This window comes from Pseudomonas sp. PDM25 (assembly GCF_019219045.1).
In the GTDB taxonomy this organism is placed as follows: Bacteria; Pseudomonadota; Gammaproteobacteria; order Pseudomonadales; family Pseudomonadaceae; genus Aquipseudomonas.
Genome location: NZ_JAHUWL010000017.1, coordinates 95,102 through 121,308 on the forward strand (window position 1 = coordinate 95,102; position 26,207 = coordinate 121,308).

General features: G+C 58.8%; 24 protein-coding genes. 7 read left to right on the forward strand and 17 right to left on the reverse strand.

Translation table 11 applies throughout. From position 1 onward, the window contains the following. Positions 1–115 precede the first annotated feature (115 nt). Positions 116–2,254, reverse strand: coding sequence for a catalase HPII (gene katE / locus KW848_RS26040; RefSeq protein WP_218538494.1), 2,139 nt, complete (start codon positions 2,252–2,254; stop codon positions 116–118). A gap of 262 nt (positions 2,255–2,516) precedes the next feature. Between katE and KW848_RS26045 the strand changes: the two genes are divergently transcribed. The 3 genes from KW848_RS26045 (at position 2,517) to KW848_RS26055 (ending at position 5,069) form a co-directional block, all read left to right on the forward strand. Continuing rightward, on the forward strand, positions 2,517–3,524 hold the full coding sequence (locus KW848_RS26045) for a methionine ABC transporter ATP-binding protein (protein ID WP_218538495.1): 1,008 nt from the start codon (positions 2,517–2,519) through the stop codon (positions 3,522–3,524). Next, positions 3,524–4,219 (forward strand): methionine ABC transporter permease, encoded by a 696-nt coding sequence (locus KW848_RS26050; RefSeq protein WP_008152458.1) that lies wholly within the window; start codon positions 3,524–3,526, stop codon positions 4,217–4,219. Before KW848_RS26045 ends, KW848_RS26050 begins: the two co-directional genes overlap by 1 nt. Positions 4,220–4,295: 76 nt before the next feature. Next, positions 4,296–5,069 (forward strand): MetQ/NlpA family ABC transporter substrate-binding protein, encoded by a 774-nt coding sequence (locus tag KW848_RS26055; protein WP_111448125.1) that lies wholly within the window; start codon positions 4,296–4,298, stop codon positions 5,067–5,069. A 170-nt stretch (positions 5,070–5,239) separates the two neighbouring features. On the opposite strand, the gene KW848_RS26060 is transcribed toward KW848_RS26055, so the two are convergent. From KW848_RS26060 to KW848_RS26080, 5 genes are read right to left on the reverse strand one after another with little or no spacing between them, the layout of a single operon-like run. Then, a complete protein-coding gene (locus KW848_RS26060) occupies positions 5,240–5,875 on the reverse strand; it encodes an SCO family protein (RefSeq protein WP_111448124.1) in 636 nt (211 codons plus the stop codon). Continuing rightward, entirely contained in the window at positions 5,872–6,771 is a 900-nt protein-coding gene (gene cyoE / locus KW848_RS26065) for a heme o synthase (protein WP_140676021.1), read from the reverse strand. Before cyoE ends, KW848_RS26060 begins: the two co-directional genes overlap by 4 nt. Further along, positions 6,759–7,838, reverse strand: coding sequence for a heme A synthase (locus tag KW848_RS26070; RefSeq protein ID WP_218538496.1), 1,080 nt, complete (start codon positions 7,836–7,838; stop codon positions 6,759–6,761). The genes cyoE and KW848_RS26070 overlap by 13 nt, the downstream gene beginning before the upstream one ends. Before the next feature lie 10 nt (positions 7,839–7,848). Further along, the gene (locus KW848_RS26075) at positions 7,849–8,442 is read right to left on the reverse strand and encodes a hypothetical protein (RefSeq protein WP_134098241.1); all 594 of its coding nucleotides are present in this window, start codon (positions 8,440–8,442) and stop codon (positions 7,849–7,851) included. Next, positions 8,408–9,148, reverse strand: coding sequence for an SURF1 family protein (locus KW848_RS26080; protein WP_192408678.1), 741 nt, complete (start codon positions 9,146–9,148; stop codon positions 8,408–8,410). Before KW848_RS26080 ends, KW848_RS26075 begins: the two co-directional genes overlap by 35 nt. A gap of 70 nt (positions 9,149–9,218) precedes the next feature. Here KW848_RS26080 and KW848_RS26085 point away from each other — a divergent pair, with 70 nt between their 5' ends. Beyond that, the gene (locus KW848_RS26085; protein ID WP_008152470.1) at positions 9,219–9,422 is read left to right on the forward strand and encodes a twin transmembrane helix small protein; all 204 of its coding nucleotides are present in this window, start codon (positions 9,219–9,221) and stop codon (positions 9,420–9,422) included. A 3-nt stretch (positions 9,423–9,425) separates the two neighbouring features. On the opposite strand, the gene KW848_RS26090 is transcribed toward KW848_RS26085, so the two are convergent. The 4 genes from KW848_RS26090 to coxB all read right to left on the reverse strand — a co-directional run bounded on the left by KW848_RS26090 (position 9,426) and on the right by coxB (position 13,833). Then, on the reverse strand, positions 9,426–10,313 hold the full coding sequence (locus KW848_RS26090) for a cytochrome c oxidase subunit 3 (RefSeq protein WP_008152473.1): 888 nt from the start codon (positions 10,311–10,313) through the stop codon (positions 9,426–9,428). Between the two features lie 33 nt (positions 10,314–10,346). Further along, positions 10,347–10,904 (reverse strand): cytochrome c oxidase assembly protein, encoded by a 558-nt coding sequence (locus KW848_RS26095; RefSeq protein WP_140676036.1) that lies wholly within the window; start codon positions 10,902–10,904, stop codon positions 10,347–10,349. Positions 10,905–11,030: 126 nt separating this feature from the next. Then, complete coding sequence (ctaD, locus tag KW848_RS26100) at positions 11,031–12,623, reverse strand: cytochrome c oxidase subunit I (RefSeq protein ID WP_111448119.1); 1,593 nt, start codon at positions 12,621–12,623, stop codon at positions 11,031–11,033. Between the two features lie 82 nt (positions 12,624–12,705). Beyond that, the gene (gene coxB, locus KW848_RS26105) at positions 12,706–13,833 is read right to left on the reverse strand and encodes a cytochrome c oxidase subunit II (RefSeq protein WP_111448118.1); all 1,128 of its coding nucleotides are present in this window, start codon (positions 13,831–13,833) and stop codon (positions 12,706–12,708) included. A 371-nt stretch (positions 13,834–14,204) separates the two neighbouring features. Between coxB and KW848_RS26110 the strand changes: the two genes are divergently transcribed. Continuing rightward, positions 14,205–14,855: a hypothetical protein gene (locus KW848_RS26110; RefSeq protein ID WP_111448117.1), complete on the forward strand. Its 651-nt coding sequence runs from the start codon at positions 14,205–14,207 to the stop codon at positions 14,853–14,855. Positions 14,856–14,974: 119 nt separating this feature from the next. On the opposite strand, the gene KW848_RS26115 is transcribed toward KW848_RS26110, so the two are convergent. The 3 genes from KW848_RS26115 to KW848_RS26125 all read right to left on the reverse strand — a co-directional run bounded on the left by KW848_RS26115 (position 14,975) and on the right by KW848_RS26125 (position 18,625). Next, complete coding sequence (locus KW848_RS26115; protein WP_218538497.1) at positions 14,975–16,501, reverse strand: SulP family inorganic anion transporter; 1,527 nt, start codon at positions 16,499–16,501, stop codon at positions 14,975–14,977. Between the two features lie 90 nt (positions 16,502–16,591). Continuing rightward, positions 16,592–17,323, reverse strand: coding sequence for a carbonic anhydrase (locus KW848_RS26120; protein WP_111448115.1), 732 nt, complete (start codon positions 17,321–17,323; stop codon positions 16,592–16,594). 243 nt (positions 17,324–17,566) lie between these two features. After that, complete coding sequence (locus KW848_RS26125; RefSeq protein WP_111448114.1) at positions 17,567–18,625, reverse strand: PA0069 family radical SAM protein; 1,059 nt, start codon at positions 18,623–18,625, stop codon at positions 17,567–17,569. 232 nt (positions 18,626–18,857) lie between these two features. Between KW848_RS26125 and KW848_RS26130 the strand changes: the two genes are divergently transcribed. Next, complete coding sequence (locus KW848_RS26130) at positions 18,858–19,163, forward strand: hypothetical protein (protein ID WP_111448113.1); 306 nt, start codon at positions 18,858–18,860, stop codon at positions 19,161–19,163. Between the two features lie 102 nt (positions 19,164–19,265). On the opposite strand, the gene KW848_RS26135 is transcribed toward KW848_RS26130, so the two are convergent. Genes KW848_RS26135 through KW848_RS26145 form a run of 3 tightly spaced genes read right to left on the reverse strand, consistent with a single transcriptional unit; the run spans position 19,266 to position 23,107 of the window. After that, complete coding sequence (locus KW848_RS26135) at positions 19,266–20,567, reverse strand: cytochrome c (RefSeq protein ID WP_218538498.1); 1,302 nt, start codon at positions 20,565–20,567, stop codon at positions 19,266–19,268. A 12-nt stretch (positions 20,568–20,579) separates the two neighbouring features. Then, entirely contained in the window at positions 20,580–22,364 is a 1,785-nt protein-coding gene (locus KW848_RS26140) for a GMC family oxidoreductase (RefSeq protein ID WP_218538499.1), read from the reverse strand. 2 nt (positions 22,365–22,366) lie between these two features. Further along, complete coding sequence (locus tag KW848_RS26145) at positions 22,367–23,107, reverse strand: gluconate 2-dehydrogenase subunit 3 family protein (protein ID WP_218538500.1); 741 nt, start codon at positions 23,105–23,107, stop codon at positions 22,367–22,369. 299 nt (positions 23,108–23,406) lie between these two features. Here KW848_RS26145 and KW848_RS26150 point away from each other — a divergent pair, with 299 nt between their 5' ends. After that, positions 23,407–24,051 (forward strand): tyrosine-protein phosphatase, encoded by a 645-nt coding sequence (locus KW848_RS26150; protein ID WP_192408666.1) that lies wholly within the window; start codon positions 23,407–23,409, stop codon positions 24,049–24,051. 9 nt (positions 24,052–24,060) lie between these two features. Here KW848_RS26150 and KW848_RS26155 read toward each other — a convergent pair whose 3' ends face one another. Continuing rightward, positions 24,061–26,103 (reverse strand): M3 family metallopeptidase, encoded by a 2,043-nt coding sequence (locus KW848_RS26155; protein WP_218538501.1) that lies wholly within the window; start codon positions 26,101–26,103, stop codon positions 24,061–24,063. Between the last annotated feature and the right edge of the window lie 104 nt (positions 26,104–26,207).

The following is a 26,207-nucleotide window of genomic DNA, read 5'->3' on the forward strand; positions in this document are numbered from 1 at the left end:
GGAACGCCGCCCGGAGCAAGCCCGCTCCCACAGTTGACCGCGTTCTTTTGAGCAACCCGGTCAACTGTGGGAGCGGGCTTGCTCGCGAAGGCGTCCTTGCCATCGATACAAAACTTCAGGCCGGAATCGCCTTGGCCTTAGGCTCCCTGTCCCACACCCGATGCTGCCCGATCGCGGCAAAAAACGGTTTGATCAACTTCGCATCCGCCCCCACGATCAACCCCGCATCAGCCTCGAGTTTCAACACATCCAGCAACTGTTTGGCCTCGCCCTGCAGCGCAATCGCCTTCAAGTGTTTGTACGCCTCCAGCACGTAATGCTGCGCCACGCCGTCAGTGCTCAACGCCTTGATCGATGCCGCGCCACCGGGCACAAACACCGCATCGAACGCCACCGAAGGCAAGCCTTCCATCGACGCATCGACCGGCAATGCCTTGCCATCGGCGGTTGTCACCGGAGCAGACGTCGGGCCGAGCAGTTTGGCGTGCGCGCCTTCGGCCTTCAGCGCTTTCTTCATGGCATCAATCGCTGAGCCATCGACGCCATTGGCTGCCAGGATTGCCACTTTGCGGGTTTTGATATCCGCCGGCAGCAAGTTGGCCTGACTCAGCGCGGGCGAGCGATCCAGTGAGGTTTTGCGTACGTCGACCGTCCCGGCTTTGGGCACTGGCAACCCCAGGTTCTGCGCCACGCGCTTGGCCAGTTCCAGATCGATGTTGGCCAGAATCTCATTCACCTGGCGTGCGCGGATGAACGCCCGCTCAACCTTGCCCAATTCAAAGCTGTAAGCCGAGATGATGTGCTCCTGCTCGTGCTTGCTCATACTGTGGAAAAACAGCCGCGCCTGGGAGAAGTGGTCGCTGAAGGATTCGCTGCGCTGACGGATCTTGTTGGCGTCGATGCGCTCTGGATAACTTTCGAAGCCGCCATCCTGGGCTGCCGGCGGCGTTTCTTTTGGCCAGCCGCTATCAATGGAGTTCGGCTCGTAGGACGCGCGGCCCTTGTCGAGGGTGGTGCGATGCAGCGCATCCCGTTGACCGTTGTGGAACGGTGCCACCGGGCGGTTGATCGGGATCTCGTGAAAGTTCGGCCCACCGAGTCGGCTGATCTGCGTATCGGTGTAGGAAAACAGCCGGCCTTGCAGCAATGGATCGTTGGAAAAGTCGATCCCCGGCACGATATGCCCAGGGCAGAAGGCGACCTGTTCGGTTTCGGCGAAGAAGTTGTCGGGGTTACGGTTGAGGGTCATTTTGCCCAGCGGGGTGATCGGCACCAGCTCTTCCGGAATCAGCTTGGTCGGGTCGAGGATGTCGAAGTCGAATGTATGTTCGTTCTCCTCCTCGATGATCTGTACACCCAGTTCCCATTCCGGGTAGTCGCCCATCTCGATCGACTCCCAGAGATCGCGGCGGTGGTAATCTGTGTCTTTACCGGCGAGTTTTTGCGCTTCATCCCATACCAGCGAACAGGTCCCGGCCGTGGGGCGCCAGTGGAATTTGACGAAGCGCGATTTACCTTCGGCATTGATCAGGCGGAAGGTATGCACGCCGAAGCCTTGCATGCTGCGCAGGCTTTTCGGGATCGCCCGGTCGGACATGGTCCAGATCACCATGTGCGCCGACTCCGGTACCAGAGAGACAAAATCCCAAAAGGTATCGTGAGCTGAACCGCCGGTGGGTATCTCATTGTGCGGCTCGGGTTTCACCGCGTGCACGAAGTCAGGAAACTTGATCGCATCCTGAATGAAAAACACCGGCATGTTGTTGCCCACCAGGTCGAAGTTGCCTTCGTCGGTGAAAAACTTCACCGCGAAACCTCGCACGTCCCGCACGGTATCGCCCGACCCACGAGGGCCCTGCACCGTGGAGAAACGGGCGAAGACCGGGGTTTTTTGGCTGGGGTCTTGTAGGAACCCGGCTTTGGTAAGCACGGAATGGGTTTCATAGCTCTGGAAATAGCCGTGAGCACCTGTGCCACGGGCATGGACGATTCGCTCGGGAATGCGTTCATGGTCAAAATGCGTGATTTTTTCACGCATGATGAAATCTTCCAGCAACGATGGCCCGCGGGCGCCGGCCTTCAACGTGTTCTGGTTGTCCGAGACTTTCACGCCCTGGTTGGTGCGCAGGGCCTGTTCAGTGGCGTCGGAGCGAAACTGCTCCAGGCTGTCGAGCTTGGCATTGGTGTTCCCGCGGTCCGGGGTATCGGTCCCGGCCAGTGCGCTTTTGGTTGCGGCAGGTTTCTTAGTACTCATCAGACAAAACTCCTCGTTGCGACTCCCGCCGTAGCCAGGACTCTTGAGCAATACCCCAGGCACGGACCGGGGGCGTTTCGAGTTGCCTAATTAGTGACTGATGACGTTTTGCGCCGTTCCTTTTTTCTAACCTTTGATCGCGTTATTGCCAAATGGAAGGTTGAATGCGGAATAAATGCTAATAACCTCTATACGGACAGGCTAAAATGCGCGCCCGGCTAACCGCTGATCCTTTTCCAACGCGCCCCACAAGGTTCGCTACGTGATCGAGTTTCAAAACGTCCACAAAACCTACCGCGTCGCCGGTAAGGATATTCCCGCCCTGCATCCGACCAGTCTGACGATTGAGAACGGTCAGGTCTTTGGTCTGATTGGCCATTCCGGTGCGGGAAAAAGTACCCTGCTGCGTCTGATCAATCGCCTGGAAGAGTCCAGTGGCGGCAAGATATTTGTCGACGGCGAAGAAGTTACCGCGCTTGACGCCAACAGCCTGCGGCGCTTCCGTCAGCAGGTCGGGATGATTTTCCAGCACTTCAACTTGCTGGCGTCCAAGACCGTGGCCGACAACGTCGCGCTGCCGCTGACCCTGGCCGGTGAACTGTCGCGCAGTGAGATTGACCGGCGTGTGGCCGAATTGCTGCAGCGGGTCGGCCTGTCCGACCACGCCAGGAAGTACCCGGCGCAGTTGTCCGGTGGCCAGAAGCAGCGTGTCGGCATTGCCCGCGCCCTGGCCACCAAGCCGAAAATCCTGTTGTGCGACGAAGCCACCAGCGCACTGGACCCGCAGACCACCGCGTCGGTCCTGCAATTGCTGGCCGAGATCAATCGCGAGCTGAAGTTGACCATCGTGTTGATCACCCACGAGATGGACGTGATCCGCCGGGTCTGCGACCAGGTCGCGGTGATGGACGCTGGCTTGATCGTCGAGCAAGGTTCGGTGGCCGAGGTGTTCCTGCATCCGAAGCACCCGACCACCAAACGCTTCGTGCAAGAAGACGAGCAGATCGACGAAAGCGAACAGCGCGACGACTTCGCTCACGTTCCAGGGCGCATCGTGCGTCTGACCTTCCAGGGCGAATCGACCTACGCACCGCTGCTGGGCACCGTCGCTCGCGAAACGGGCGTGGACTACAGCATCCTGGCCGGTCGTATCGACCGCATCAAAGATGTGCCCTACGGGCAATTGACCCTGGCCGTTACCGGTGGCGACATGGAAGCGGCGTTCGCCCACTTCACTGCAGCTGACGTCCACATGGAGGTGCTGCGCTGATGGAATCGTACGACGCATTTATCGAAGCGGCTAAAGAGTTCTTCAAAAACATCGATTGGGCGGAAATCGGCCTGGCCACCAGCGACACGATGCAGATGCTCGGTGGTTCGCTGCTGTTCACCATCCTGCTCGGCCTGCCGCTGGGGGTGCTGTTGTTCCTGTGCAGCCCGCGCCAGTTGCTTGAAAACCGCGTGGCCTATGGTCTGATGTCGCTGATGGTGAACATCCTGCGCTCGCTGCCCTTCATCATCCTGCTGATCGTGATGATCCCGTTCACCGTGCTGATCACCGGCACTTCGCTCGGCGTCGCCGGTGCGATTCCGCCGCTGGTGGTGGGCGCCACGCCGTTTTTCGGGCGACTTGTGGAAACCGCTCTGCGTGAGGTGGATCGCGGCATCATTGAAGCAACCCAGGCCATGGGCGCGACCACCAAGCAGATCATCCTCAACGCCTTGCTGCCAGAGGCCCGTCCGGGCATTTACGCGGCGATTACGGTGACGGCTATTACACTGGTGTCCTACACGGCGATGGCCGGTGTAGTCGGTGCCGGTGGGTTGGGCGACCTGGCGATCCGTTTCGGCTACCAGCGTTTCCAGACCGATGTGATGATCGTCACTGTGGTGCTGTTGCTGGTGCTGGTGCAGGTTCTGCAAATGGTTGGCGACAAGCTGGTCGTACACTTCTCCAGAAAATAAACAGTTCTCGTAAACAAGACATGAGCCGGCCATTCGCTGGTAGGCGCCAAACGGGCGCCCACAAGGAGTTAGCTGAATGAAAAAACTACTCGTAGCGCTCGCAGCCGTTGCAGCGTTCTCTGCTCAGGCCGATGAAACCCTGACCGTCGCGGCTACCCCGGTTCCGCACGCAGAAATCCTCGAATTCGTGAAACCGGCCCTGGCCAAAGAAGGCGTGGACCTGAAGGTCAAAGTCTTCACCGACTACATCCAGCCGAACGTGCAGGTCGCGGAAAAACGTCTGGACGCCAACTTCTTCCAGCACCAGCCGTACCTCGATGAATTCAACAAGGCCAAGGGCACCAACCTGGTGGCCGTTGCCGGTGTGCACCTGGAACCGCTGGGTGCTTACTCCAGCAAGTACAAAGCACTGACCGAGCTGCCAGGCGGCGCCAACGTGGTTATCCCGAATGACGCCACCAACGGCGGTCGTGCGCTGTTGCTGCTGGCGAAGGCTGGCCTGATCAAGTTGAAGGATTCGAACAACATCCTCGCGACCGTCAAGGACATCACCGAGAACACCAAGGACCTGAAATTCCGTGAACTGGAAGCCGCGACCATCCCGCGCGTGCTGACCCAGGTCGACCTGGCACTGATCAACACCAACTACGCGCTGGAAGCCAAGCTTGATCCGTCCAAGGACGCGCTGGTCATCGAAGGCAGCGACTCGCCTTACGTGAACATTCTCGTTGCCCGTCCAGACGACAAGGACAGCGAAGCGATGAAGAAGCTGATTGCTGCCTTGCACAGCCCGGAAGTGAAAGCCTTCATCCTCGAGAAGTACAAAGGTGCGGTATTGCCGGCGTTCTGATCTATTGCTGTAACGAAAAATGGGGCGCATTGGGCGCCCCATTTTTTATGCCTGAAACACCGTACCTGTGGGAGCGGGCTTGCTCGCGAAAGAGGTGCAACAGTCAACATTGATGTTGGATGTTATGGCCTCTTCGCGAGCAAGCCCGCTCCCACAGGGTGTTGTGTTGGTTATTTACGGGTAAGCATCACCGGCAACTGCGCCACCAGTTTCACGTTGTTCAACGGCGCACGAATGAACCCACGCTGGGTCCCGTCCGGCCCGATCACCGCCAGGTTGCCGCTGTGGTCGACGGTGTAGTTCGGCTTGCTGGTGTCCGCCGGAATGAACGGAATGCTCACCGCATTGGCCAGTTTCTGAATGTCTTCAACCGACGACGCCGTCAGCCCCTGGAACTGCGGATCGAAGTAGCCCAGGTACTGCTTGAGCTGCTGGGGCGTATCGCGATTCGGGTCGACGCTGACCAGAATGATCTGCAACTTGGCCACCGCTTCTGGCGGCAGTTCGCTTTTGATCTGGCGCAGCTGGGCGAGGGTGGTCGGGCAGATGTCGGGGCAGAAGGTGTAGCCGAAAAATAGCAGCGACCATTTGTCTTTCAACTCGTTGATCGCCACTGGCTTGCCGTCCTGATCGGTCATTGTCACGGCCGGCAGGTTGCGGCTTTGCGGTAGCAGAATGATCCCGGCATCGATCAGGGCTGTCGGGTCGCCCTGGCCTTTGCCGGACAGCACTTTGTTGATGGTCAGGCCCAGGACCAGCGCGATCAGGGCGACGAGGATGAAGACGGTTTTCTGGGTTCGAGTCATAGGTTCAACAGTAAGTAGTGATCTACGAGCAGCGCGATAAACAGCAGGAACAAGTAGTAAATAGAGTACTTGAAGGTGTTGATCGCCGCGTGCGGCCGAGTGCCACGGTACAGCACCACGGCCCATTGCAGAAACCTCGCGCCAAGTCCCAGCGCGCAAATCAGGTAGAGCACACCGCTCATGTGGATCACGTACGGCATCAGGCTCACGGCCAGCAGCGCGAAGGTATAAAGCAGGATGTGGACCTTGGTGTAGTGCTCGCCATGGGTCACCGGCAGCATCGGAATATCGGCCTTGGCGTATTCCTCTTTGCGGTGAATGGCCAGCGCCCAGAAGTGCGGCGGTGTCCAGGCGAAGATGATCAGCACCAGCAACAGGGGTTCGGCGCTGACGTGGCCGGTGGCAGCGGTCCAGCCGAGCAGCGGCGGGGCGGCACCGGCCAGTCCGCCGATGACGATGTTTTGTGGCGTCGCGCGTTTCAGGAAACCGGTGTAGACCACCGCATAGCCGAGCAGCGAGGCCAGGGTCAGCCAGGCCGTGAGCGGATTGGTGAAGGCCAGCAGTACGGCTTGCCCAAGCACCGCCAATACCAAGGCAAACGTCAGCGCGGCCGCAGGCGACACTCGACCTTCGGCCAGGGGACGTTTGTGCGTGCGGGCCATGACCGCATCGATGCGCCGGTCCACGACATGGTTGACCGCCGCCGCACCACCGGCACACAAGGCGATCCCCAGATTGCCGAACACCAGCACCGTCCACGGCACCCCGGCGCGAGTCGCGAGGAACATGCCGACCAGCGAGGTGATGAGCATCAGCACCACCACTTTCGGCTTGGTCAGCTCCAGGTAGTCACGCCAGATCGCCTGACTGTGACGTGCGCCGATCAGAGTCGCCATGGCATCTCTCCTTTTATTGTTATGGGCCCGGCTGAGTGTTTGCGCAGACTGAACCGCCAGCGCGCAGGGGGTTGCTGCTTGACCCGAACCAGACTGGTTCGCGCGTGATAATTGACCAGCACCATCGTCAGCAACAGTGCCGCGCCGCCCGCGTTATGCGCGACGGCCACTGGCAGCGGCAGGTGAAACAGCACATTGCTGATGCCGAGGGTGATTTGCGCGGCGAGTGCGATCAGCACCAGCCCGGCCAACCGCGTCATGCCGACGACTTTCAGTTGCCACGCCAGCCCGAGCAACACCAGCGTCACCAGCAATGCGCCGATGCGGTGAGTCAGATGAATCGCGGTGCGGGCATCGCTGTCCAGTTGCCCGCCGAGGTAATTGGGGCCGATGTGTTGAGTCAGGTGAAAACCGTTGGCGAAGTCCGCGGGCGGCAGCCATTGACCGTGACAGGTCGGGAAGTCGATACAGGCCACCGCCGCGTAGTTGGAACTGACCCAGCCACCCAAGGCAATTTGCAGGATCACCAGCAGCAACCCGGCGGTCGCCCAGTACTGCAAACGCCGTGGCACGGTCAGCGCTGGTAGTACGCCGGACAGGCGCAACGTCAGCAGAAACAACAGGCTCAACGTCGCAAAGCCGCCGAGCAAATGCCCGGTGACCACTTGTGGCCAGAGCTTGAGCGTCACCGTCCACATGCCGAATGCCGCTTGGGCAATCACCACTGCCAGCAAAAACAACGGTAACTTCACCGGCTGCCCTGGATGACGACGATGAACCCAGGCGCGGCCGGCCAATACCGAGATCAGCAGCCCCAGCGTGCCAGCGAAGTAGCGGTGAACCATCTCGTTCCAGCCTTTATGGGCTTCGACGGGAGCGTCGGGAAAATGCAGTTCGGCATGGGCCAATTGAACTTCGCTTTTGGGCACGCTGATAAAGCCATAGCAACCCGGCCAGTCCGGGCAGCCGAGGCCGGCGTGAGTCAGGCGGGTGTAGGCGCCGAGCAACACCACAATCAGTGCCAGCAAGGTGGCAAACAGCGCGAGGCGAAATCCAGGTTTGGCCATGACGATGCCCTTATCCGATGTTCGACAGTTTCAGCAAATGGCGCAGGTCGTTGAGCAGATCCTTACCTTTCACCGTCGGGTCGTAGCGCAGCACCAGATTGCCATGCGGATCGATGATCCAAAGCTGCGGCACAGCCTGGTCGCCGGCAGTTTTATGGAAGTCGGTCAGGCTCAGTGGGTAGCGCTGTAATTGAGGATACTCGCGCGTCAGCTTGGCGTCGTATTCGCTGCTCAGCGGTTGCGCTACGGCCAAGGCATGACTGGCGCGCCCGGCATCACGGCCGAGGCCGATCTGGATCTGCCGCGCCAGGTACACCAGTTGCTGGCAGTCCACCGAACAATCCTTGGGCGCGGTCACCAGTATTTGCCAACGATCCTCCTGCGCCTGCACGCCGAGGTCGGCGCGGGTCTGGCCGTTGCCGATCAGTTCGCCGTGATAGCTGCGACCTTCCGGCACCCAGAACTGCAATTTGTACATGCCGGTGGCGAGGATCATCGGACCGATCACCCCAAGCAGGATCAGCAGCAACTGCAAACGACCCTTGCGCCGACTCGCCGGCGATTTCGCCTCAGACATGCTGGGTGGATTCATGGCCGCTCCCATGGTGTTTCTCCTTTGCGTTGTGCCAGCCGAGATAGAGATAGAGGCCGAACAGGGCGATCGACATGGCGAACCACTGCACGGCATAAGCCAGGTGTTTTTCCGGTCCCATGGCGACTACCGGCCAGTCAGCCTGATAAGTCGCGGGACCGCTTTCTGCGCGTAATTCGTAGGCAAAACCTTCGCGATCCAGTGCCGTCCAGAGCTTGGCGGGTTCAACTGCGGTAACCAGTTGTGGCCACGTGGCGGTATTCGGGTCGGCGTGCAACTGGAAGGTGGCGCCGGGGGAGACGTAGACCCAGGCAACGAGACTCAAGGCCTGAGTCGGTGTGGTGAATTGCGGTGGGGTGCGGCGATCCGGCCACGGCAGCCAGCCGCGATTGACCAGCAGCCAGAGCCCGGTTGCCTGATCCTGAAACGGTTGCAGCAGCTCGACGCCTACCTTGCCGCCACGCTGACGGTTATCCAGCAACAGGCTGTGGGCGGTATCGAACTGGCCGTGCAGGTGAACCCGGCGAAAGGCCGGATCTGCGCTGTGTTGCAGCTCGGTGCTGGCCATCGGTTCAGCGGCACGGCGCTCGGTGTAGCTTTGCAGCAGCGCGCTTTTCTCTGCGCCCCGGCTCAATTGCCAGAACCCGAGTGATACCAGCATGGGCAACAACACCGCGACCACCAGGGTCGGCACGATGCCCGGCCGGAAACGCTTCATGGCGTCGCCAGAAAGTCGGTAGTCGCGATAGCTATACTCAAGTGCATCGCCTTTCCCCCGGAGTTTCACCATGCTCAAAGCAGCCATCGTCCTGATGCTGATTGCCACGGTTGTCAGCCTGTTCAGCGGCCTGTTTTTTTTGGTCAAGGACGACAGCAGCTCGAACCGCCTCGTCATTGCCTTGAGTGTTCGTGTTGCGCTGGCCGCCATTACCGTCGGCTTGATTGCCTGGGGTTTTTTCAGCGGCCAGTTGGTGTCGCACGTACCTTGGTAAGCCTCAGAGCACGTAGACGAAAACGAACAGACCGATCCACACCACGTCCACGAAGTGCCAGTACCAACTCGCCGCTTCAAACGCGAACTGATGATCGGCGTCGAAGTGCCCGCGCATGATCCGCATCAACATCACAAACAGGATGATGGTGCCGATGGTCACGTGGGCGCCGTGGAAGCCGGTGAGCATGAAGAAGGTTGCGCCGTAGATGCCCGAACCGAGCGTCAGGCCCAGTTCGTGGTAGGCGTGCATGTATTCTTCGGCCTGAAAACCAAGGAACGCGCAGCCCAGTAACACGGTGAGCGCCAGCCAGATTTTCAGCGCGCCGCGATGGCCCTTTTTCAAGGCGTGGTGAGCGATGGTCACGGTGACGCTGGAACTCACCAACAACACTGTGTTGAGCAGCGGCAGGCCCCAAGGGCTGATGACTTCCTTGGGTGGCGGAAAGAGTTTCGGGTCAGGGGTATGCAGCAATGGCCAGGCGAACTGGAAGTTCGGCCAGAGCATGTGCGCGATGCCTTTGACCCCTTCACCCCCGAGCGCCGGGCCGGAAATGTTTCTCACATAAAACAGCGCGCCGAAGAACGCGATGAAAAACATCACCTCCGAGAAGATGAACCAGCTCATACCCCAGCGGAACGAGCGATCCATCTGTGCGCTGTACAACCCCTGGCGGCTTTCCTTGATCACCGTACCGAACCAGCCGAACAGCATGTAGGCCAGCAGCAGGCCACCGACGAAAAAGATCAGCGGGCCGTGGGACTCCGGCCGCGCCGCCTTCAGGTCGTTGAACCAGGTGGCCAGGCCGAACACGGTGACGAACATTCCGACCGTGGCAATGATCGGCCATTTGCTCTGTGCCGGAACGTAATAATGTTCATGAGTTGCCATTTATTGTTCTCCTTATCGGGCACGCTTTAACGCCTAGCCACCGGTGTTTGCAGCAACAGCCGCGGGTGGATGACGTGCGGTGATATCGAACAGCGTGTAGGAAAGCGTCAGGTGCTTCACATCCTTGGGCATGTCACGGTCAACGATGAAACGTACCGGCATCTCGATCCGTTGACCGGGCTGCAGCACTTGCTGGGTAAAGCAGAAACATTCGGTCTTGTGGAAGTACGCCGCCGCGGCGCTGGGCGCGATGCTCGGAACTGCTTGCGCGCTCATCGGTTTGTCGGTCGGGTTATGGGCAATGAAAATCATCTCGTTCACCGCCCCCGGATTCGCCACCAGTTCATCGCCCTTGGGGTAGAAATCCCAGGACATGTCGGCGGAATTGGTCGACAGAAACTGCACGCGAACCTGCCGCGAGGTGTCGACCGTTTGTTCGCCCTCGTACTGCCCGCCGGTCTTGCCGTTGATGCCGAACGCCTTGCACATCACGTCGTAGATCGGCACCAGGGCAAACCCGAAGACAAACATCGCCACCACCACCAGCAACAGGCGCGTGACCAGCTTCTTCAAAGAAATCGAATCAGCCATGGTGCTTAACCTCTGTGCAAACCCCTGTGGGAGCGGGCTTGCTCGCGAAGCAGACGCTGCGGTCCGTCAGACAAACTGCGTTATCGTTCTTCGCGAGCAAGCCCGCTCCCACAGGGGCCAAGCGTTTCATTTCACTTCCGGCGGCGTGGTGAAGGTGTGATACGGCGCCGGTGACGGAACGCTCCATTCCAGGCCTTCGGCCCCATCCCACGGTTTGGCCGGTGCGGGTGGGCCACCACGGATGGTCTTGATCACGATGAACAGGAAGAAGATCTGCGTGGCGCCGAACATGAACGCACCGATTGACGACACCATGTTGAAGTCGGCGAATTGCAGGTTGTAGTCGGGAATCCGCCGCGGCATGCCCGCCAGCCCCACGAAGTGCATCGGGAAGAACGCCATGTTCATGCCGATGAACGAGAGCCAGAAGTGCAGCTTGCCGAGGGTTTCGTCGTACATGTGGCCAGTCCATTTCGGCAGCCAGAAGTAGGCCGACGCGAAGATCCCGAAGATCGCCCCCGGTACCAGTACATAGTGGAAGTGCGCGACCACAAAGTAGGTGTCCTGGTACTGGAAGTCCGCCGGGGCGATGGCCAGCATCAACCCGGAGAAACCGCCGATGGAAAACAGGATCACGAACGCCACCGCAAACAGCATCGGTGTCTCGAAGGTCAGCGATCCTTGCCACATGGTGCTGGCCCAGTTGAACACCTTGACCCCGGTCGGCACCGCGATCAGCAGCGTGGCGTACATGAAGAACAGCTCGCCCACCAACGGAATGCCGACCACGAACATGTGGTGCGCCCAGACGATGAACGACAGGAACGCGATACTCGCCGTCGCATAGACCATCGAGGTGTAGCCGAACAGCGGCTTGCGTGAGAAGGCCGGAATGATCGAGCTGACGGCACCGAAGGCCGGCAGAATCATGATGTACACCTCGGGGTGACCGAAGAACCAGAACACGTGCTGGAACAACACCGGGTCACCACCACCGGCGGCACTGAAGAAGCTGGTGCCGAAGTGGATGTCCATCAGCATCATCGTCACGCAACCGGCCAGTACCGGCATCACCGCGATCAGCAGGAACGCGGTAATCAGCCAGGTCCAGACGAACAGCGGCATTTTCATCAACGTCATGCCGGGGGCGCGCAGGTTGAGAATGGTGGCGATCACGTTGATCGCGCCCATGATCGAGCTGATCCCCATCAAGTGGATGGCGAAGATAAAGAAGGTCACGCTTTCCGGTGCGTAGGTCGTCGACAGCGGGGCGTAGAACGTCCAGCCGAAGTTCGGTCCACCGCCGGGGGTGAACAGGGTCGATACCAGCAGGATGAACGCCGCCGGCAATAGCCAGAAGCTGAAGTTGTTCATCCGTGGCAGGGCCATGTCCGGCGCGCCGATCATCAACGGGATCATCCAGTTGGCGAGGCCGACAAAGGCCGGCATCACCGCACCGAAGACCATCACCAGACCGTGCATGGTGGTCATCTGGTTGAAGAACTCCGGCTGGACGATTTGCAGCCCCGGCTGGAACAACTCGGCACGAATCACCATCGCGAACGAGCCGCCGAGCAAGAACATGGAGAACGCGAACCACAGGTACAGCGTGCCGATATCCTTGTGGTTGGTGGTCAGCACCCAGCGCATCAGGCCTTTGGCGGGGCCGTGGGCGTGGGCGGTGCCGGTATGAACATGGTCATCGACGACAGCAGTCATGTCCTGTCTCCTGCAAACAGATGGGCTGGGCAGGCCGGGGCGTGATGCCCCGACTGATTCCTTACGTGCGCAATAGACCGGGTCATTTGCTTTCCGCCTGTTTCAGCTCCAGCACTTCTTTAGGCGTGACCATGTCGCCTTTGTTGTTGCCCCAGGCGTTACGTTCGTAGGTCACGACTGCCGCGATGTCGACTTCCGAGAGCTGCTTGCCGAACGCCGCCATCGCGGTGCCAGGCTTGCCGTGGAAGACAAGACTCAGGTGGCCTTCTTTGGGGCCGGTAGCGATTTTCGAGCCCTTGAGCGCCGGGAACATCGGTGGCAGGCCCTGACCTTCGGCCTGGTGACAGGCGACGCAGGTGGTGTGATAGATCTTGTCGCCGCGCTCTTTGAGCTCGTCGAGGGTCCATTCCTTGCTGGTCAGCTCTTTAAGCTGCATGGCTTCGGCTTTACGTTCGGCCAGCCATTTTTCGTAATCGGCCTTTTCCTTGACCTCGACTACGATCGGCATGAAGCCGTGATCCTTGCCGCACAATTCGGCGCATTGACCGCGGTAGATGCCGGGCTTGTCGACGCGGGTCCAGGCTTCGTTGACGAACCCCGGAATCGCATCGCGCTTGACCGCAAAGGCCGGCACCCACCAAGAGTGGATGACGTCGGCGGAAGTCACCAGGAAGCGCACCTTGGCGCCGATCGGCAGCACCAAAGGCTTATCGACCTCAAGCAAGTAGTGCTCGCTCTTGGCTTCCTTGTTGTGGATCTGATCGGCGGGCGTGGTCAGGTTGCTGAAGAACTCAACGTCCTGGCCCAGGTATTTGTAGTGCCACTTCCACTGATAGCCGGTGACCTGGATATCGATATCCGGCTCACTGGCGTCGTACATTTTGATCAGGGTTGCGGTCGCGGGAACCGCCATGGCCACCAGGATCAGGAAGGGCACGATGGTCCAGAGGATTTCAACGGTGGTGCTTTCATGAAATTTTGCGGCCACCTGCCCGGTCGAGCGGCGGTGGAGAATCATCGACCAGAACATGGCGCCGAAGACGATGATGCCGATCACTACACAGATCCAGAAAATGGTCATGTGCAGGTCAAATACTGCGTGACTGATTTCAGTCGCTCCAGGCGCCATATTCACAGTCCAGGCCGCTTGTGCCTGACTGAAAATCGACCACAACAGGAGGCCCATCCAGACGTGTGGATGTCGCATCATTGCGGGTTCCCCTTATCGTTCTTTTTATCCCGCCGGCTTTCACCTGCGGCAAGGGAGCGGCTTTTTCAGACTACGAACTTGAATCGCCGAGCCTTGCTGCGTGTGCAGTCGGGTGTCATCAGCTAACTCCATTCCCACCCGAGTATAGACAGCGACTGCCACCTCGCAACGTGATGGCGTAAATGATCTGAAACAGCTGGGACTTGCGTTCCAGGGCACGAATGGAGAAGGATGCAGACGAGTGGTGGCAAACCGATATAACTTTGATGTCTCAAGGATGAAATAATTATGACAAATGCGTCTTAGCATTTTTCGTATGCCAGCTAAGTTATGTCTTCCCTATTTCATTGCCTTTGTTTCCTGGAGTTTTCATGAACACCGCCGCATTGCGCGAGCAGATCCAAAAAGCCCAACAACACGAAGCCGAAACCGGCCTGCTGACTCGTCAGCTGGAAACCCAACTGCCACACCTTCACTCCGCCATCCAATTGCCGGATGTCGACGCCAACGGCGTGATGACGCGTTTTGTGGCCGCGTATATAGAGCAAGTGCCGGACCTGCTGGATGCAGCCAATGAAGTCGCCAGGGAAGCGGGTATCGAATCACAGATCACACCGGTGCTGAAAATCGCCGTGCAGTTCTTCCTTCAGCCGCCGGCGATCATGGCCGGTCACGTTGGTCTGGACAGCCTGCTGGACGAAGCCTATCTGGCGCATCGCCTGGTCGAAGAGGTCAATGACCTGTACATCAAGCATTTTGGCCAGCCACTGATCCCCTTGGACATGACTGTTGCCAACCTGATTGCCCACCAACTGATCGGCGAGGAGTTCGCCAATCAACTGGATGAGGCGGTGCATCACGCCGTGGACGAGATGCTCAACGAAGACAGTTTCGCGCTGGAATCGGTGGAAGCCTACCGCGAGAAACTCAACAGCCCGGACACCGGCGCTGCATGGAAGCGCTGGCCGTGCCTGTCGCGCCAACTGGGCGTCGGCCTGGAGCTGGATCAGCCAGCGGCTTGATCCATTGATCAACACAATCCCCTGTGGGAGCGGGCTTGCTCGCGAAAGCGGTCAATCATTCAACATTGATGTTGACTGACACGCCACTTTCGCGAGCAAGCCCGCTCCCACATTGTTATCTACGCGGCTGAACCTACGCCGGTAGTGGTCCGCAATCGGCCTTCCAGCCTGCGCTTCAACCCCCGCGCTTCAATCAACAGTTTTGATCCCTTGGCCGCATTGGCCCGCCCCCATTCCTCCAGCAACTCCAGACACGAGTGATCGATGTAGCTCAGGTTATTGAGCGGCACATGCACCGTCGCGCCTGCCGGAATGGTCCCCAGCACCTGGGTCAGCGCCGGCACTTTGAGAAAGGTCGCTGCACCTATCAATCGCAATTCCATTTCGCCGTCCTTGGGCAGATCGATCAGGCTGATTTTCAGCCGCGAAGCCTTCCAGGCCAGTTTGGCCAAGGTCAGGCCGAAGCCGATCAGCACGCCGGTCAGCAGGTCGGTGAAGATGATCGCCAGGGCTGTTGCCGCGTAAGTGAACATCGGCATCCGCCCATAACGGCCCAGACCGCGGAAGGCCTTGAGGTCGACCAGTTTGAAACCGGTGTAAACCAGAACGCCCGCCAGGCTCGCCACCGGAATGCTTTGCAGCACGCTGGACAGCAGCAACACGAAAGCCAGAAGCCAAAGGCCGTGGAAGATCGTCGACATTCGTGTGGTGGCGCCGGCCTGGACGTTGGCTGAACTGCGCACGATCACGCCGGTCATTGGCAGCGCGCCGAGCAGACCGCAGAGCATGTTGCCGACGCCTTGAGCCGACAATTCCCGGTCGAAGTCTGAACGCTGGCCGCTGTGCATGCGGTCCACCGCGGCGGCCGAGAGCAGGGTTTCGGCGCTGGCGATAAACGCCACGGCAAACGCGGCAATGAGCAACGTCGGGTCAGCCAGGTTGAGCAAGTCGGCGGGTTTCAGCCAGTCGATGGCTTCCGCCAGGTTGGCCGGGACTTCTACTCGTTTGACCTGCAACGCGAGCACCAGGCTGGCGACGGTCGCCAGGCCTACCCCAAGCAGTGCGCCGGGTACGAAGCGCAGGGAATGGGGGCGGAATTTCTCCCACAGCCACATCACCGCAATTGTCGACAGCCCAAGCAACCCGGCTTGCCAACCGAAGGAGGGCAAGGCCTGCACGACGGCAGCCGGGAAGGCTGCCAGGTTATCCAGCCCGGAAGGCTTGGGCACGGCGTCGAGCATCACATGCACCTGTGACAAAACGATCAGCACGCCAATCCCGGCGAGCATGCCGTAGACCACCGCTGGCGCCGTTACCCGGAACCAGCAGCCCAGCTTCAAACGCCCGGCCACCAGTTGCAGAAAACCGGCCAGCAGCAGGATGGGTCCGAGCATGTCGATACCATGCTGGCGCACCAGTTCGAACACCAGAACAGCCAAACCGGCTGCCGGGCCGCTGACTTGCAGCGGCGAACCGGCAATCCAGCCCACCACCAGGCCACCGATGATCCCGGTGATCAAGCCTTTGGATGGCGGCAGCCCCGAGGCGATGGCGATGCCCATGCACAAGGGCAGGGCGACGAGAAACACAACCACGGATGCCAGCAGCTCCCGTGGCAGAACAGCTTTAAGTTGAGCAGCACGCATGGTGACTCTCCCGAAGTTTTCTTCAGGCGTGGTAAAGCCAGGCTGCCTGATCGGCAGCCTCGGCTAAACCACACAGGGATTTAGGAGGATTTAGAAGCGCGCTTTAGGCGTCGCCACCGGAATCGGATGGCTGCCATCGAGCGGCAGGAAACAACCCTTGTCCGCGTCGTAAGCTCTGATTTCGCTGGTTTCGATGTTGTAGATCCAACCATGGATAAACAACTGACCATTGGCCATGCGCGAGGCTACCGACGGGTGCGTGCGCAAATGTTGCAGCTGGGCGATCACATTCTCCTCGGTGAGGACGTGCATGCTTTCGTTTTCGTCAGCGCAATGGCAGTTTTCCTGGACCATGGTTTTTGCCACTTCGGCATGACGCAACCAGGCTTTGACCGTCGGCATTTTTTCCAGGCTTTGCGGGTTGAGCACTGCGCGCATCGCGCCACAGTCGGAGTGCCCGCAAATGATGATGTGTTGCACGCCGAGGGCCAGAACGGCGTATTCGATTGCCGTGGAAACACCGCCGTTCATTTGCCCATAAGGTGGCACAACGTTGCCGACGTTACGGGTCACGAACAGGTCGCCGGGGGCGCTTTGGGTGATCAGCTCAGGAACGATGCGCGAATCGGCGCAGGCGATGAACATCGCTCTGGGGCTCTGGGCCGTGGCGAGTTTTTTGAAGAGTTCTTCCTGCTGTGGAAAAACCTCGTGATGAAAATGCAAAAAGCCGTCAACGATATGCTGCAGCGCTGCATCGGCGGTTTCCGCCTCCGGTTGGGCTGAAGCCGACGCAGCCAACGACTGTTTATCCTTGTCACTCATGATTCATCCTCTTTGGCGGAGTCAGGGAATTTTCCCGTTTTGTCCGGTGTGAAGCCAGTGGCTGTTTAAAAAACATCCAGGCCGAGAATCTCGACCCATCAGTCACTCGATGAACAAGGTAGCGGCCGAAACTTAACTCAAACTGAATAAAACGCTCTAGAACGTGTGTTCCAGGTCACAAAAAACGTGACTGGCGTAGTGGCAAAGTGCATTTCACCCTACTCAACCATAGGCCAATTGTCCTCAAATCAACGACATTTGGCGACCTGGCGGACAGAAGGCTTCGCAGTCCAGATTGAAACCTTCCCGACGATTGAGCCCCAGGCGTTTGATGGTTTTGGCAAATCGTTGCGCCAGCAGATCGGCAAACGGCCCTTCGCCACGCATCCTGGCACCGAAGCGACTGTCATAGAGCTCGCCACCACGGCTCTGACGAATCAGGCTCAACACATGCGCGGCACGCTGAGGATAGTGGGCCGCCAGCCATTCTTCGAACAGCGGCGCCACTTCCAGCGGCAGGCGCAGCATCATGTAGGCCGCACTTTGCGCCCCCGCGGCGTGAGCTTCGGTGAGCAGGCTTTCGAGTTCGCTGTCGTTGATCATCGGAATCATCGGCGAGCACAGAACACCCACCGGAATTCCCGCTTCACGCATCACGCGGATCGCCCGCAACCGAGCCTTGGGTGCCGCGGCGCGCGGTTCGAGGATGCGTTTGAGTTCGTCGTCCAGGGTGGTAAGGCTGATCATCACCGCCACCAGCCTTTGCTCGGCGAGTTCGGCCAGCAGGTCCAGATCCCGAAGAATCAGCGAGCCCTTGGTAATGATGGTCACCGGATGGCGATAACGCAGCAGCACTTCGAGGGTTTTGCGGGTGATTTTGTGTTCGCGCTCGATCGGCTGATAAGGGTCGGTATTGGAGCCCAGATTGATCGGCGCACATTGATAGCCGCGCTTGGACAGTTGTTCTTCCAGCACATCGGCGGCGTTGGTCTTGGCGATCAGTTTGGTCTCGAAATCCAGCCCTGGCGACATGTCCCAATAAGCGTGGCTGGGCCGCGCGTAGCAATAGATGCAACCGTGCTCGCAGCCGCGATAGGGATTGATCGAGCGATCGAAGGGCAAGTCCGGCGAGTTGTTGCGAGTGATGATGGTTTTCGCCGTTTCAATGCGCACCTCGGTGCCCTGGGTGATCGGCGCTTCCTGATACCAGCCGTCATCCTCGGCCACCGAGCGATTCGGCGCGAAACGGTTGTGCGGGTTGGTGGCGGTGCCGCGGCCGCGAGGTGGCAGGGGAGTAGGCATCGACAAGGTCCTTTGGCTGTATGTATGTACAGTATAGAACCTCGACATATTCGGCCAGTGCCGTTCGGCGCCTGTTAATTCTAAAAAAAGCCTGGTTCTTTGTATTTCTACCGACTGGTTAAAGTGTTCGTCACCATGAGATACATATAGCGACTGGCATAGTTATAAGCGCTATTAGTAATATCCACCTCACACGAGGTTCTCGTGTTCAACTATTAAATGGAATTAATTAATGTCGAATTACAATCAGCGCGGTATTTTTTTGCAACTGATGCGCGCATCTGTTGTTAGTCCAAAAGAAGTTCGGGTTTCCATGCAGTTTGCACTCAAGGAAGAGGGTTACGATCCGGAAAACCGTGCTGTCACTTATGCTCTGCTGGACTCGAGCACCCGCGAGGCCGTATCGAACGACGGCGGCGTGACTTTCACCATGGGTACCGCCCCTGCCGATGTGGACGGTGATGGTGACATCGACGCACAAGACAAGGCCGTTCTGCTGGCCTTGGCGAGTGCCTATTCGAAGATCGTCAAACCGTAATCGCGATTGAACGCATGCAGTAGATAAATATTGAGTGCGCAATAGGTTGTAGCTGAACCTAAAAAAGCGGTATGGAGTTTCCATATCGCTTTTTTATTTTATTTAATGAGTCGTCACTTGGCCAATGTCATCATTTGAAATCGCTTTCATATCGTCTTCCCTTAACGCCATTACATCACTGGCTTTAACAGTGGCCCCTTTATTTCCCCAACTAGTGGTAATGAAACTCACCACATCCGCCACTTGCTGATCCGACAAGCGCCACGCGAACCCGGGCATCGTGAAGGTCGACGGCGCCGTGTGAGTCGCAGGCAAGGTGCCGCCCTTGAGCACGATGTGAATCAGCGACGTCGGATCCTGCGACTGCAACACCGGGTTGCCCGCCAGCGCCGGGAACACTTTGGTGTAGCCATGGCCATCGGTACGGTGACAGGCCGCGCAGTTGTCGATGTACACCGAAGCGCCGGGCTTGCTGTCGTCCCCGTTCCACAGCGCCTGTGCGATCTGTTTGTCGTACTGGTGCGGCTGATCATTGGAATCATTCGCCGGCAAGGACTTGAGGTAACGGGCAATCGCGGTCAGATCGTTGTCGGTCATGTACTGCATGCTGTGCGTCACCACATCACTCATGCCACCAAACACCGCGCTGCGATCGCTGCGACCGGTCTTGAGGAACTGCACCAGTTGTTGTTCGCTCCAGCTGCCGAGGCCGTCTTTATGATCGCCGCGCAGACTTTTCGCGATCCAGCCTTCAAGCGGCGCACTGCCTGACAGAAATGAGCTGCCTTCGCCTGCATTCAGGGCTTTTTCCTGCATGGTCAGGGCACGTGGCGTATGGCATGCGCCGCAATGTCCGAGGCCTTCCACCAGATAAGCCCCACGGCTGACCACCGCATCTTCGCCGGGTGCCGCTTTGTAGTCCGCCACAGCCGGGGCAAACATCCAGCGCCAACCCGCAAGCGGCCAGCGCATGCTCAAAGGCCAGGGAATGTCGCTGGCCTTGTTCTCCTGAGTGACAGGCGCCACGCCGTGCATGAAGTAGGCGTACAAGGCGTTCATGTCGGTTTCGTTGACGCTGGCGTAGGACGGATAGGGCATGGCCGGGTACAACGTACTACCGTTTTTGGCGACGCCATGGCGCACGGCCTTGTCGAATTCTTCGAAGCTGTAGTTGCCCAGCCCGGTTTTATCCGGCGTGATATTGGTGGAGTAGATCGTTCCGATCGGCGTTTCCATCGGCAGGCCACCGGCGAACGGCTTGCCGTCCTTGGCGGTATGGCAGGCCACGCAGTCACCTGCTCGAGCGAGGTACTCGCCTTGTTTGATCAGGTTTTTATCGATTTCTGCGGCGTTGACCGAGCCATAACCGAGCAGTGCCAGGGTCGCGATAACAAGTGCTTTCATGGTCATCGCTCCTTAAGCCTGAACCAGCGGGCCGGGGTTTTTCAGGTACTGCTCGCGGATCGCCCGGGCCGACCAGTAGGTCAACGCTGCTACCAGGCCGGTAGGGTTGTAGCCCAGACCTTGTGGGAAAGCTGACGCTCCGGGGACGAAAACGTTGTGTACGTCCCAGCTCTGCAAATAACGGTTCAGAGCGCTGGTTTTCGGGTCGGTGCCCATGATCGCGCCACCGTTGAGGTGGGTGGTCTGGTAAGACGCGGTGTTGAAGTGATCGCCCACCTTCTTGCCCAGTACGGCGATGGCCTTGGGGCTCATTGCTTCGGCGATCTTGCCCATTTTCTCGACCATGAAGCGGTTCATCTTGATGTCGTTTTCCTGCCAGTCGAAGGTCATCCGCAATAGCGGCAAGCCGTAGGCATCGCGGTACACCGGGTCCAGATCGAGGTAGTTGCCACGGTAGGATTGATGCGCGCCGTGGGCATCCATCGACACTTGATGGGTGTAGTAATCGGCGGTGGCACGTTTCCAGGCACTGCCCCAGGCCGGGGTGCCTGGCGGGTTGGAGGTGCCTGCGATCGGTCGGCTGCCGGCCTGGTTGACCCACATCGGCGAGCCGCCGACGAAGCCATGGGGACCGTGATCGAAGTTGTCGGCGTTGAAGTCGTCCACCGCCACGCCGTTACCGCCGGCACCAATAAAGTTATTGGTGTGGGTTTCTTTGTCGAAGTAGGCCTTGATGGTGGCCATGTTCTGGTAGGCGAAGTTCTTGCCGACCACGCCTTCGCCGCTGATCGGGTCATACGGCTTGCCGATGCCCGAAAGCAACATCAGCCGCACATTGTGGAACTGGAAGGCACCGAGGATCACCAGATCTGCCGGCTGCTCGATTTCCCGGCCCTGGCCATCGATGTAGGTGACGCCTGTCGCCTTGCTCTTGGTGCTGTCGAGATTGACCCGCAGTACGTGGGAGTTGGGCCGCAGCTCGAAATTGGGCAGCGGTTTGAGCGCCGGCAGAATGTTTACGTTCGGCGATGCCTTGGAATACATGTAACAGACATAGCCGCTGCAAAAACCGCAGAAGTTGCACGGCCCCATCTGTGCGCCGTAAGGGTTGGTGTAGGGGCCTGACGTATTGGCAGAGGGCAGGTTGTAGGGTTTGTAACCCACTGCTGTGGCCGCTTTCTGAAACAGCTGTGCGGAAACAGTGTTCTTTTGCGATTCCAGCGGGAAATGATTCGAACGATCCGGCGCGTATGGATTGCCGCCCTTGCGTTCGCCGACCAATTGACCCTTCACCGTCCAGGCTTGACCCGACGTACCGAAGACCTTCTCGGCGTAATCGAAAAACGGTTCCAGCTCTTCATAGCTGACGCCAAAGTCCTGGATAGTCATGTCCTTGGGGATGAAGCTTTTGCCGTAGCGTTCTTCATAGTGACTGCGCATGCGCAACTCGATCGGGTCGACCCGAAAGTGCACGCCGGACCAGTGCAAACCGGCGCCACCGACACCATTGCCGGGCAGGAAGGCGCCCAGTTGGCGGTTCGGCAGCGCGATGTCATGCACGCTATGGCGAATGGTCACGGTCTCCTTGGAAATGTCCTGGAAGAGTTTTTTCCGCACGCTGTAGGTGAGTTCGTCGATCACCTGTGGATAGTTGCCATCGGGGTAAGTGTCCTGCATCGGCCCGCGCTCCAGCGCCAGCACATTCAGGCCGGCTTCTGTCAGCTCCTTGGCCATGATCGCGCCCGTCCAGCCAAAACCGACGATCACTGCGTCGACCTTCTTCATTACCGTTGCCATGCTTACGCCCTCTCGCCGCGAATCGAAACTGCCGGGAAGGGGTATTGCTCGTTGCGTTCCACCCAATCCATGAAATCGGCGCGGGCGCCGGGGAAGCCGATCATGGTCCAGCCGACCATGCCTTTATTGCCGCCATGAATCGGGTCGCAGAAAAACCCTTCTTTGGTGTTTTGCAGCAGCAGGTTGAAGAAAATCTTCGCTGGGACGCTGTCGAACTGAGGTTTTCCGGCCTCGAGTTGCTTGAGCAAATCGTCTCGGGTAGCGCTGTCTTGCTCAGCAAATACTTTACCGTTGAGCGTTTTCGACCAAGCATCCGTCGCGGCGATGCCCAGACGATAAATCTCTTTGGGCACCAATTTGCTCTGCCAGCCCATTTCCGGAGCGGCGTCTGCGTTGAACGGTCCCTGCATGAACCACAGCGCGCCGGCCGCGTAAGGCGTGTTCATCTGACGGTCGATGTATTCGGGCACACCGGCTTCCAGGGCGCCGGGCCCTTGGGCATCGCTCGGAATCAGCTGCGCGACAGCCGCTTTGATGAACGTCCATTCTTCGGTGGTGAAGTAGCTGGGTTCATAGGTGCTGGTGGCGACCGGCGCTTTGCCGGAACTGGTCGGGGCTGCTTCGGGCGCGGCCATCAGGACCGTGCTGCCCAGACCGGTGCTGGCAACGGTGACCACCGGGATCAAGGTCAGGGATTTGCGCAAAAACTCACGCCGCGGGTTGTCTCGATCTTGATCGGACATAGGGGGGGCACCTCATCAGGCATAGCGGTTTTTCAGCCGTCTCGCAGGGCGACTTTTCGTTTTGGCACCGATGAAGATCGCCAGCAAGCGGGGAGCAATAGGGCGCATCGGTAATATGGAGAAACAAATGGTAGCAGGCTAAGCATAAAGATGAACCGATTCAGCTGAAAAACCTCGGCTTTGCGACGAAAGCGATCGGCTGATTCACGATTCTTTGACAGACGGCTCACAGGCCTTTGACTGCTCGAGGGGGAAGCTCGGCATCATCTTCCCAATTCTCCTGAACGGTCACCCCGAGCATGTCTCTATCGCGTTGTATCCCAGCGATCTGCCTGTCGCTGGCCGCACTTTTAAACCTGACGGTGGCCCTTGCCGACGACAGTGCATTGCCCCGACCTGCGGAGTGGGCTCAATCGGTCGAGGTGCAGTACAACCTCTTTAAAATGTCCCCGACGCTCTATCGTAGTGCGTTGCCCGACAGAGGCGCTGTGCCGTTACTGGAAAAACTCAAGGTCGGGACGGTGATCACGTTCCTGCCCGAGTCGGATTCAAGCTGGTTGTCGACGCCAGGAATTGCACAAATACAGCTGCCCTACCGTACCAACCATGTGGATGACGCGGATGTACTCAAAGCCCTTCGCGCGATCCAGACTGCCGAAGCCAAGGGACCGGTGCTGATGCACTGCAAACATGGTTCCGACCGCACTGGCCTGATGGCGGCTATGTACCGGGTTGTGGTGCAGGGCTGGAGCAAGGAAGACGCCCTGAACGAAATGACTCAGGGCGGCTTTGGTGACAGCACTCATTTCAAGGACGGCATCCGTTACATGATGCAGGCCGATGTCGACAAGCTCCGCACCGCGCTGGCCAACGGCGATTGCAGCACGAGCCCGTTCGCCAGTTGTTCGATGAAGAGCTGGTTCAAATCGGCCCACGTCGAGTAAACCGTTGCCTCAGCGGGTAACGGTCTCTGACGAAAACGCGAACAGATCTTCGGCGACCGGCCGATCAAGAAATGCTTCCAGGGCGGTGAGCAAGGAGCGCGAATCGCCCGGAGAAAAAAACGCCTCGCGAAAGGCTCGTCCTGTTTGCGCGTTGAAGACCCAATCCTGACGGAATCGCTTGAAGGCTTCGATGGCCAGTACGCCTGACCACGTGTAGGCGTAAACGGAGGCTGCGTAACCGGTCACCATGTAGTCGAAGCTGTTTGCGAAGCGACAATAAGACGGCAGTTGCACGTGGGGAACCTCCTGCTGAACGTCTTCGAATACTTGCTGGGTGCTACGACCATCGCCTTGGCTGCGGTGCACTTCGAAATCGAACATTGCACCCGTCAGCAAGAGTGCGGCTTGTCGGCTGGTCTGGGTGTCGAGGGCTGCCAGTGCCGCGTCTACCCGCGCCTCGGTCAAGCGTTCACCGCTTTGGTGGTGGGCCCCCAGCCATAACAGAAACTCCCGTGACAGGCACCACTGCTCGAATACTTGCCCTGCGAACTCCGCCGTATCGCGCCCCAGTTGGGAAATGCCGGAAAGGTTGTGATGCGGCGAACTCGTCAGCACGTGTTGCAGGCAATGACCCCATTCATGAAAAAGCACCCGCAGATCCTGGTGCTCAAGCAGGCACGGATGGCCGTCGACCCCCGGCGTGAAGTTGCAGTGAAGATCGGCAATCGGTAGCGCTACGCGGCCTTCGGCGTTTCTTCGTCGGTTTCGCAGTGTGCCGGTCCAGGCGTAATCCGGGGCTTCCTTGCGGTGGTACGGGTCAAGATAAATATGCCCAATGGTCTGACCATGCTCGCTGATCTCAAACAGGCGCACGTCGTTATGCCAGCGACTGAACTCAGCCTGCTCGAGGATCCGGATCCCGAACAGGCGTTCGCAGAACAGGCAGAATCGTCGCAAGGTACCGTCCAGGGGAAAATAATCGCGCAGATTCTTCAGGGCGTCAGGGAAGCGATGGTGGCGCAGTTGTTCAGCGAGAAACTCGTGGTCCCAGGCGTGTACTTCAGAGATGCCCCGTTCGAGTGCAAACGCTTGTAGCTCCTTTGTATCCCGTGCAAGTGACGGTGTGTTCAATGTCACTTGCCGACGCAGAAAACGGCGAACTTGATCGGTGGACTTGGCCGCTGCTGTGGCCAGACGCAGTTGCGCGAAATTATCGAAACCTAGCAGTTCGGCTTTCTGGTGGCGCAGCGAAAGCAGCAACGTCAGTACAGGATCATTATCGAACTCGTCGGCATGCGGGCCTTGATCGGACGCGCGCGTGGAGTACGCCACGAAATACTCTTCTCGCAATGCCCGATTTTCGGCGTACTTCATGATTTGCTGGCAGGTGTTTTCATCCAGGGGAATCAGCCAGCCTTCATGTCCTGCTTCTTTGGCCAGGTGTCTCAGACGATTTTTTACGGTGGGGTATAAACCTTCCAGAACCGCAACGTCATCGACGTGCTTGGTCCAGGCCGCGTTGGCGCTTTTCAGATGGATGACAAACAGCTCTTCGAGCCGGTCAATGTCGAGGTTCAACCGGGCCAGCTTTTCCCGTTGCGCCAGGGGCAATTCGATTCCCGCCAATTGAAATTTGCGCAGAATCTTGGCCAGCGCAGCCTTGCGCGGCTCGTCGAAATTGAGGGCGATCGAACTGTTCGCCAGTCGCCGGTATGCCTCAAACAACGGACGATTGCTCAATCTTTCGGATCGGTACTGCGCCCCTGCGTCGTTGCATGCAGCAGCTGCCGTGTTCCAGGCCGTATCGTTGTGTTTCGCCATCGACAGGATCTGGATGATGCCCAAAGCCTCGTTCAGGCGCGCATCGATTTCATCGATGGCCAGAACCAGATCATCCCAATTGGGAAGTACGGATTGGCTGAGGATGGTTTCGGCAATGACCTGCCGGTTGTCGGTAATGATGGCTGTGATTGCCGGCACGAGGTGTTCGGTGCGGACCTCCGACCAGGGCGGCAGGTCCCAGGCCTGCAAAAGCGGATTGGTGTCGGGCATGGCGTCTTCCTTGGGTAGAGGCTGAATGTGGTCAGCCTATAAAGGAAGCGCAGGGGAAAGGTGGTAGATAGATACCACCTTCCAATCCGTTCAGGAGTGGAAGG

What these genes read in the sequence shown, in the direction of transcription:
- KW848_RS26110 (WP_111448117.1), top strand. Translation starts at nt 14,205, where the DNA reads ATGAACACCGCCGCATTGCGCGAGCAGATCCAAAAAGCCCAACAACAC.
- KW848_RS26145 (WP_218538500.1), bottom strand. Translation starts at nt 23,107, where the DNA reads ATGTCCGATCAAGATCGAGACAACCCGCGGCGTGAGTTTTTGCGCAAA.
- KW848_RS26135 (WP_218538498.1), bottom strand. Translation starts at nt 20,567, where the DNA reads ATGAAAGCACTTGTTATCGCGACCCTGGCACTGCTCGGTTATGGCTCG.
- KW848_RS26070 (WP_218538496.1), bottom strand. Translation starts at nt 7,838, where the DNA reads ATGGCCAAACCTGGATTTCGCCTCGCGCTGTTTGCCACCTTGCTGGCA.
- KW848_RS26150 (WP_192408666.1), top strand. Translation starts at nt 23,407, where the DNA reads ATGTCTCTATCGCGTTGTATCCCAGCGATCTGCCTGTCGCTGGCCGCA.
- KW848_RS26060 (WP_111448124.1), bottom strand. Translation starts at nt 5,875, where the DNA reads ATGACTCGAACCCAGAAAACCGTCTTCATCCTCGTCGCCCTGATCGCG.
- KW848_RS26085 (WP_008152470.1), top strand. Translation starts at nt 9,219, where the DNA reads ATGCTCAAAGCAGCCATCGTCCTGATGCTGATTGCCACGGTTGTCAGC.
- KW848_RS26130 (WP_111448113.1), top strand. Translation starts at nt 18,858, where the DNA reads ATGTCGAATTACAATCAGCGCGGTATTTTTTTGCAACTGATGCGCGCA.
- ctaD (WP_111448119.1), bottom strand. Translation starts at nt 12,623, where the DNA reads ATGACTGCTGTCGTCGATGACCATGTTCATACCGGCACCGCCCACGCC.
- KW848_RS26050 (WP_008152458.1), top strand. Translation starts at nt 3,524, where the DNA reads ATGGAATCGTACGACGCATTTATCGAAGCGGCTAAAGAGTTCTTCAAA.
- katE (WP_218538494.1), bottom strand. Translation starts at nt 2,254, where the DNA reads ATGAGTACTAAGAAACCTGCCGCAACCAAAAGCGCACTGGCCGGGACC.
- KW848_RS26055 (WP_111448125.1), top strand. Translation starts at nt 4,296, where the DNA reads ATGAAAAAACTACTCGTAGCGCTCGCAGCCGTTGCAGCGTTCTCTGCT.
- KW848_RS26140 (WP_218538499.1), bottom strand. Translation starts at nt 22,364, where the DNA reads ATGGCAACGGTAATGAAGAAGGTCGACGCAGTGATCGTCGGTTTTGGC.
- KW848_RS26155 (WP_218538501.1), bottom strand. Translation starts at nt 26,103, where the DNA reads ATGCCCGACACCAATCCGCTTTTGCAGGCCTGGGACCTGCCGCCCTGG.
- KW848_RS26120 (WP_111448115.1), bottom strand. Translation starts at nt 17,323, where the DNA reads ATGAGTGACAAGGATAAACAGTCGTTGGCTGCGTCGGCTTCAGCCCAA.
- KW848_RS26075 (WP_134098241.1), bottom strand. Translation starts at nt 8,442, where the DNA reads ATGGGAGCGGCCATGAATCCACCCAGCATGTCTGAGGCGAAATCGCCG.
- KW848_RS26115 (WP_218538497.1), bottom strand. Translation starts at nt 16,501, where the DNA reads ATGCGTGCTGCTCAACTTAAAGCTGTTCTGCCACGGGAGCTGCTGGCA.
- coxB (WP_111448118.1), bottom strand. Translation starts at nt 13,833, where the DNA reads ATGATGCGACATCCACACGTCTGGATGGGCCTCCTGTTGTGGTCGATT.
- cyoE (WP_140676021.1), bottom strand. Translation starts at nt 6,771, where the DNA reads ATGGCGACTCTGATCGGCGCACGTCACAGTCAGGCGATCTGGCGTGAC.
- KW848_RS26095 (WP_140676036.1), bottom strand. Translation starts at nt 10,904, where the DNA reads ATGGCTGATTCGATTTCTTTGAAGAAGCTGGTCACGCGCCTGTTGCTG.
- KW848_RS26090 (WP_008152473.1), bottom strand. Translation starts at nt 10,313, where the DNA reads ATGGCAACTCATGAACATTATTACGTTCCGGCACAGAGCAAATGGCCG.
- KW848_RS26125 (WP_111448114.1), bottom strand. Translation starts at nt 18,625, where the DNA reads ATGCCTACTCCCCTGCCACCTCGCGGCCGCGGCACCGCCACCAACCCG.
- KW848_RS26080 (WP_192408678.1), bottom strand. Translation starts at nt 9,148, where the DNA reads ATGAAGCGTTTCCGGCCGGGCATCGTGCCGACCCTGGTGGTCGCGGTG.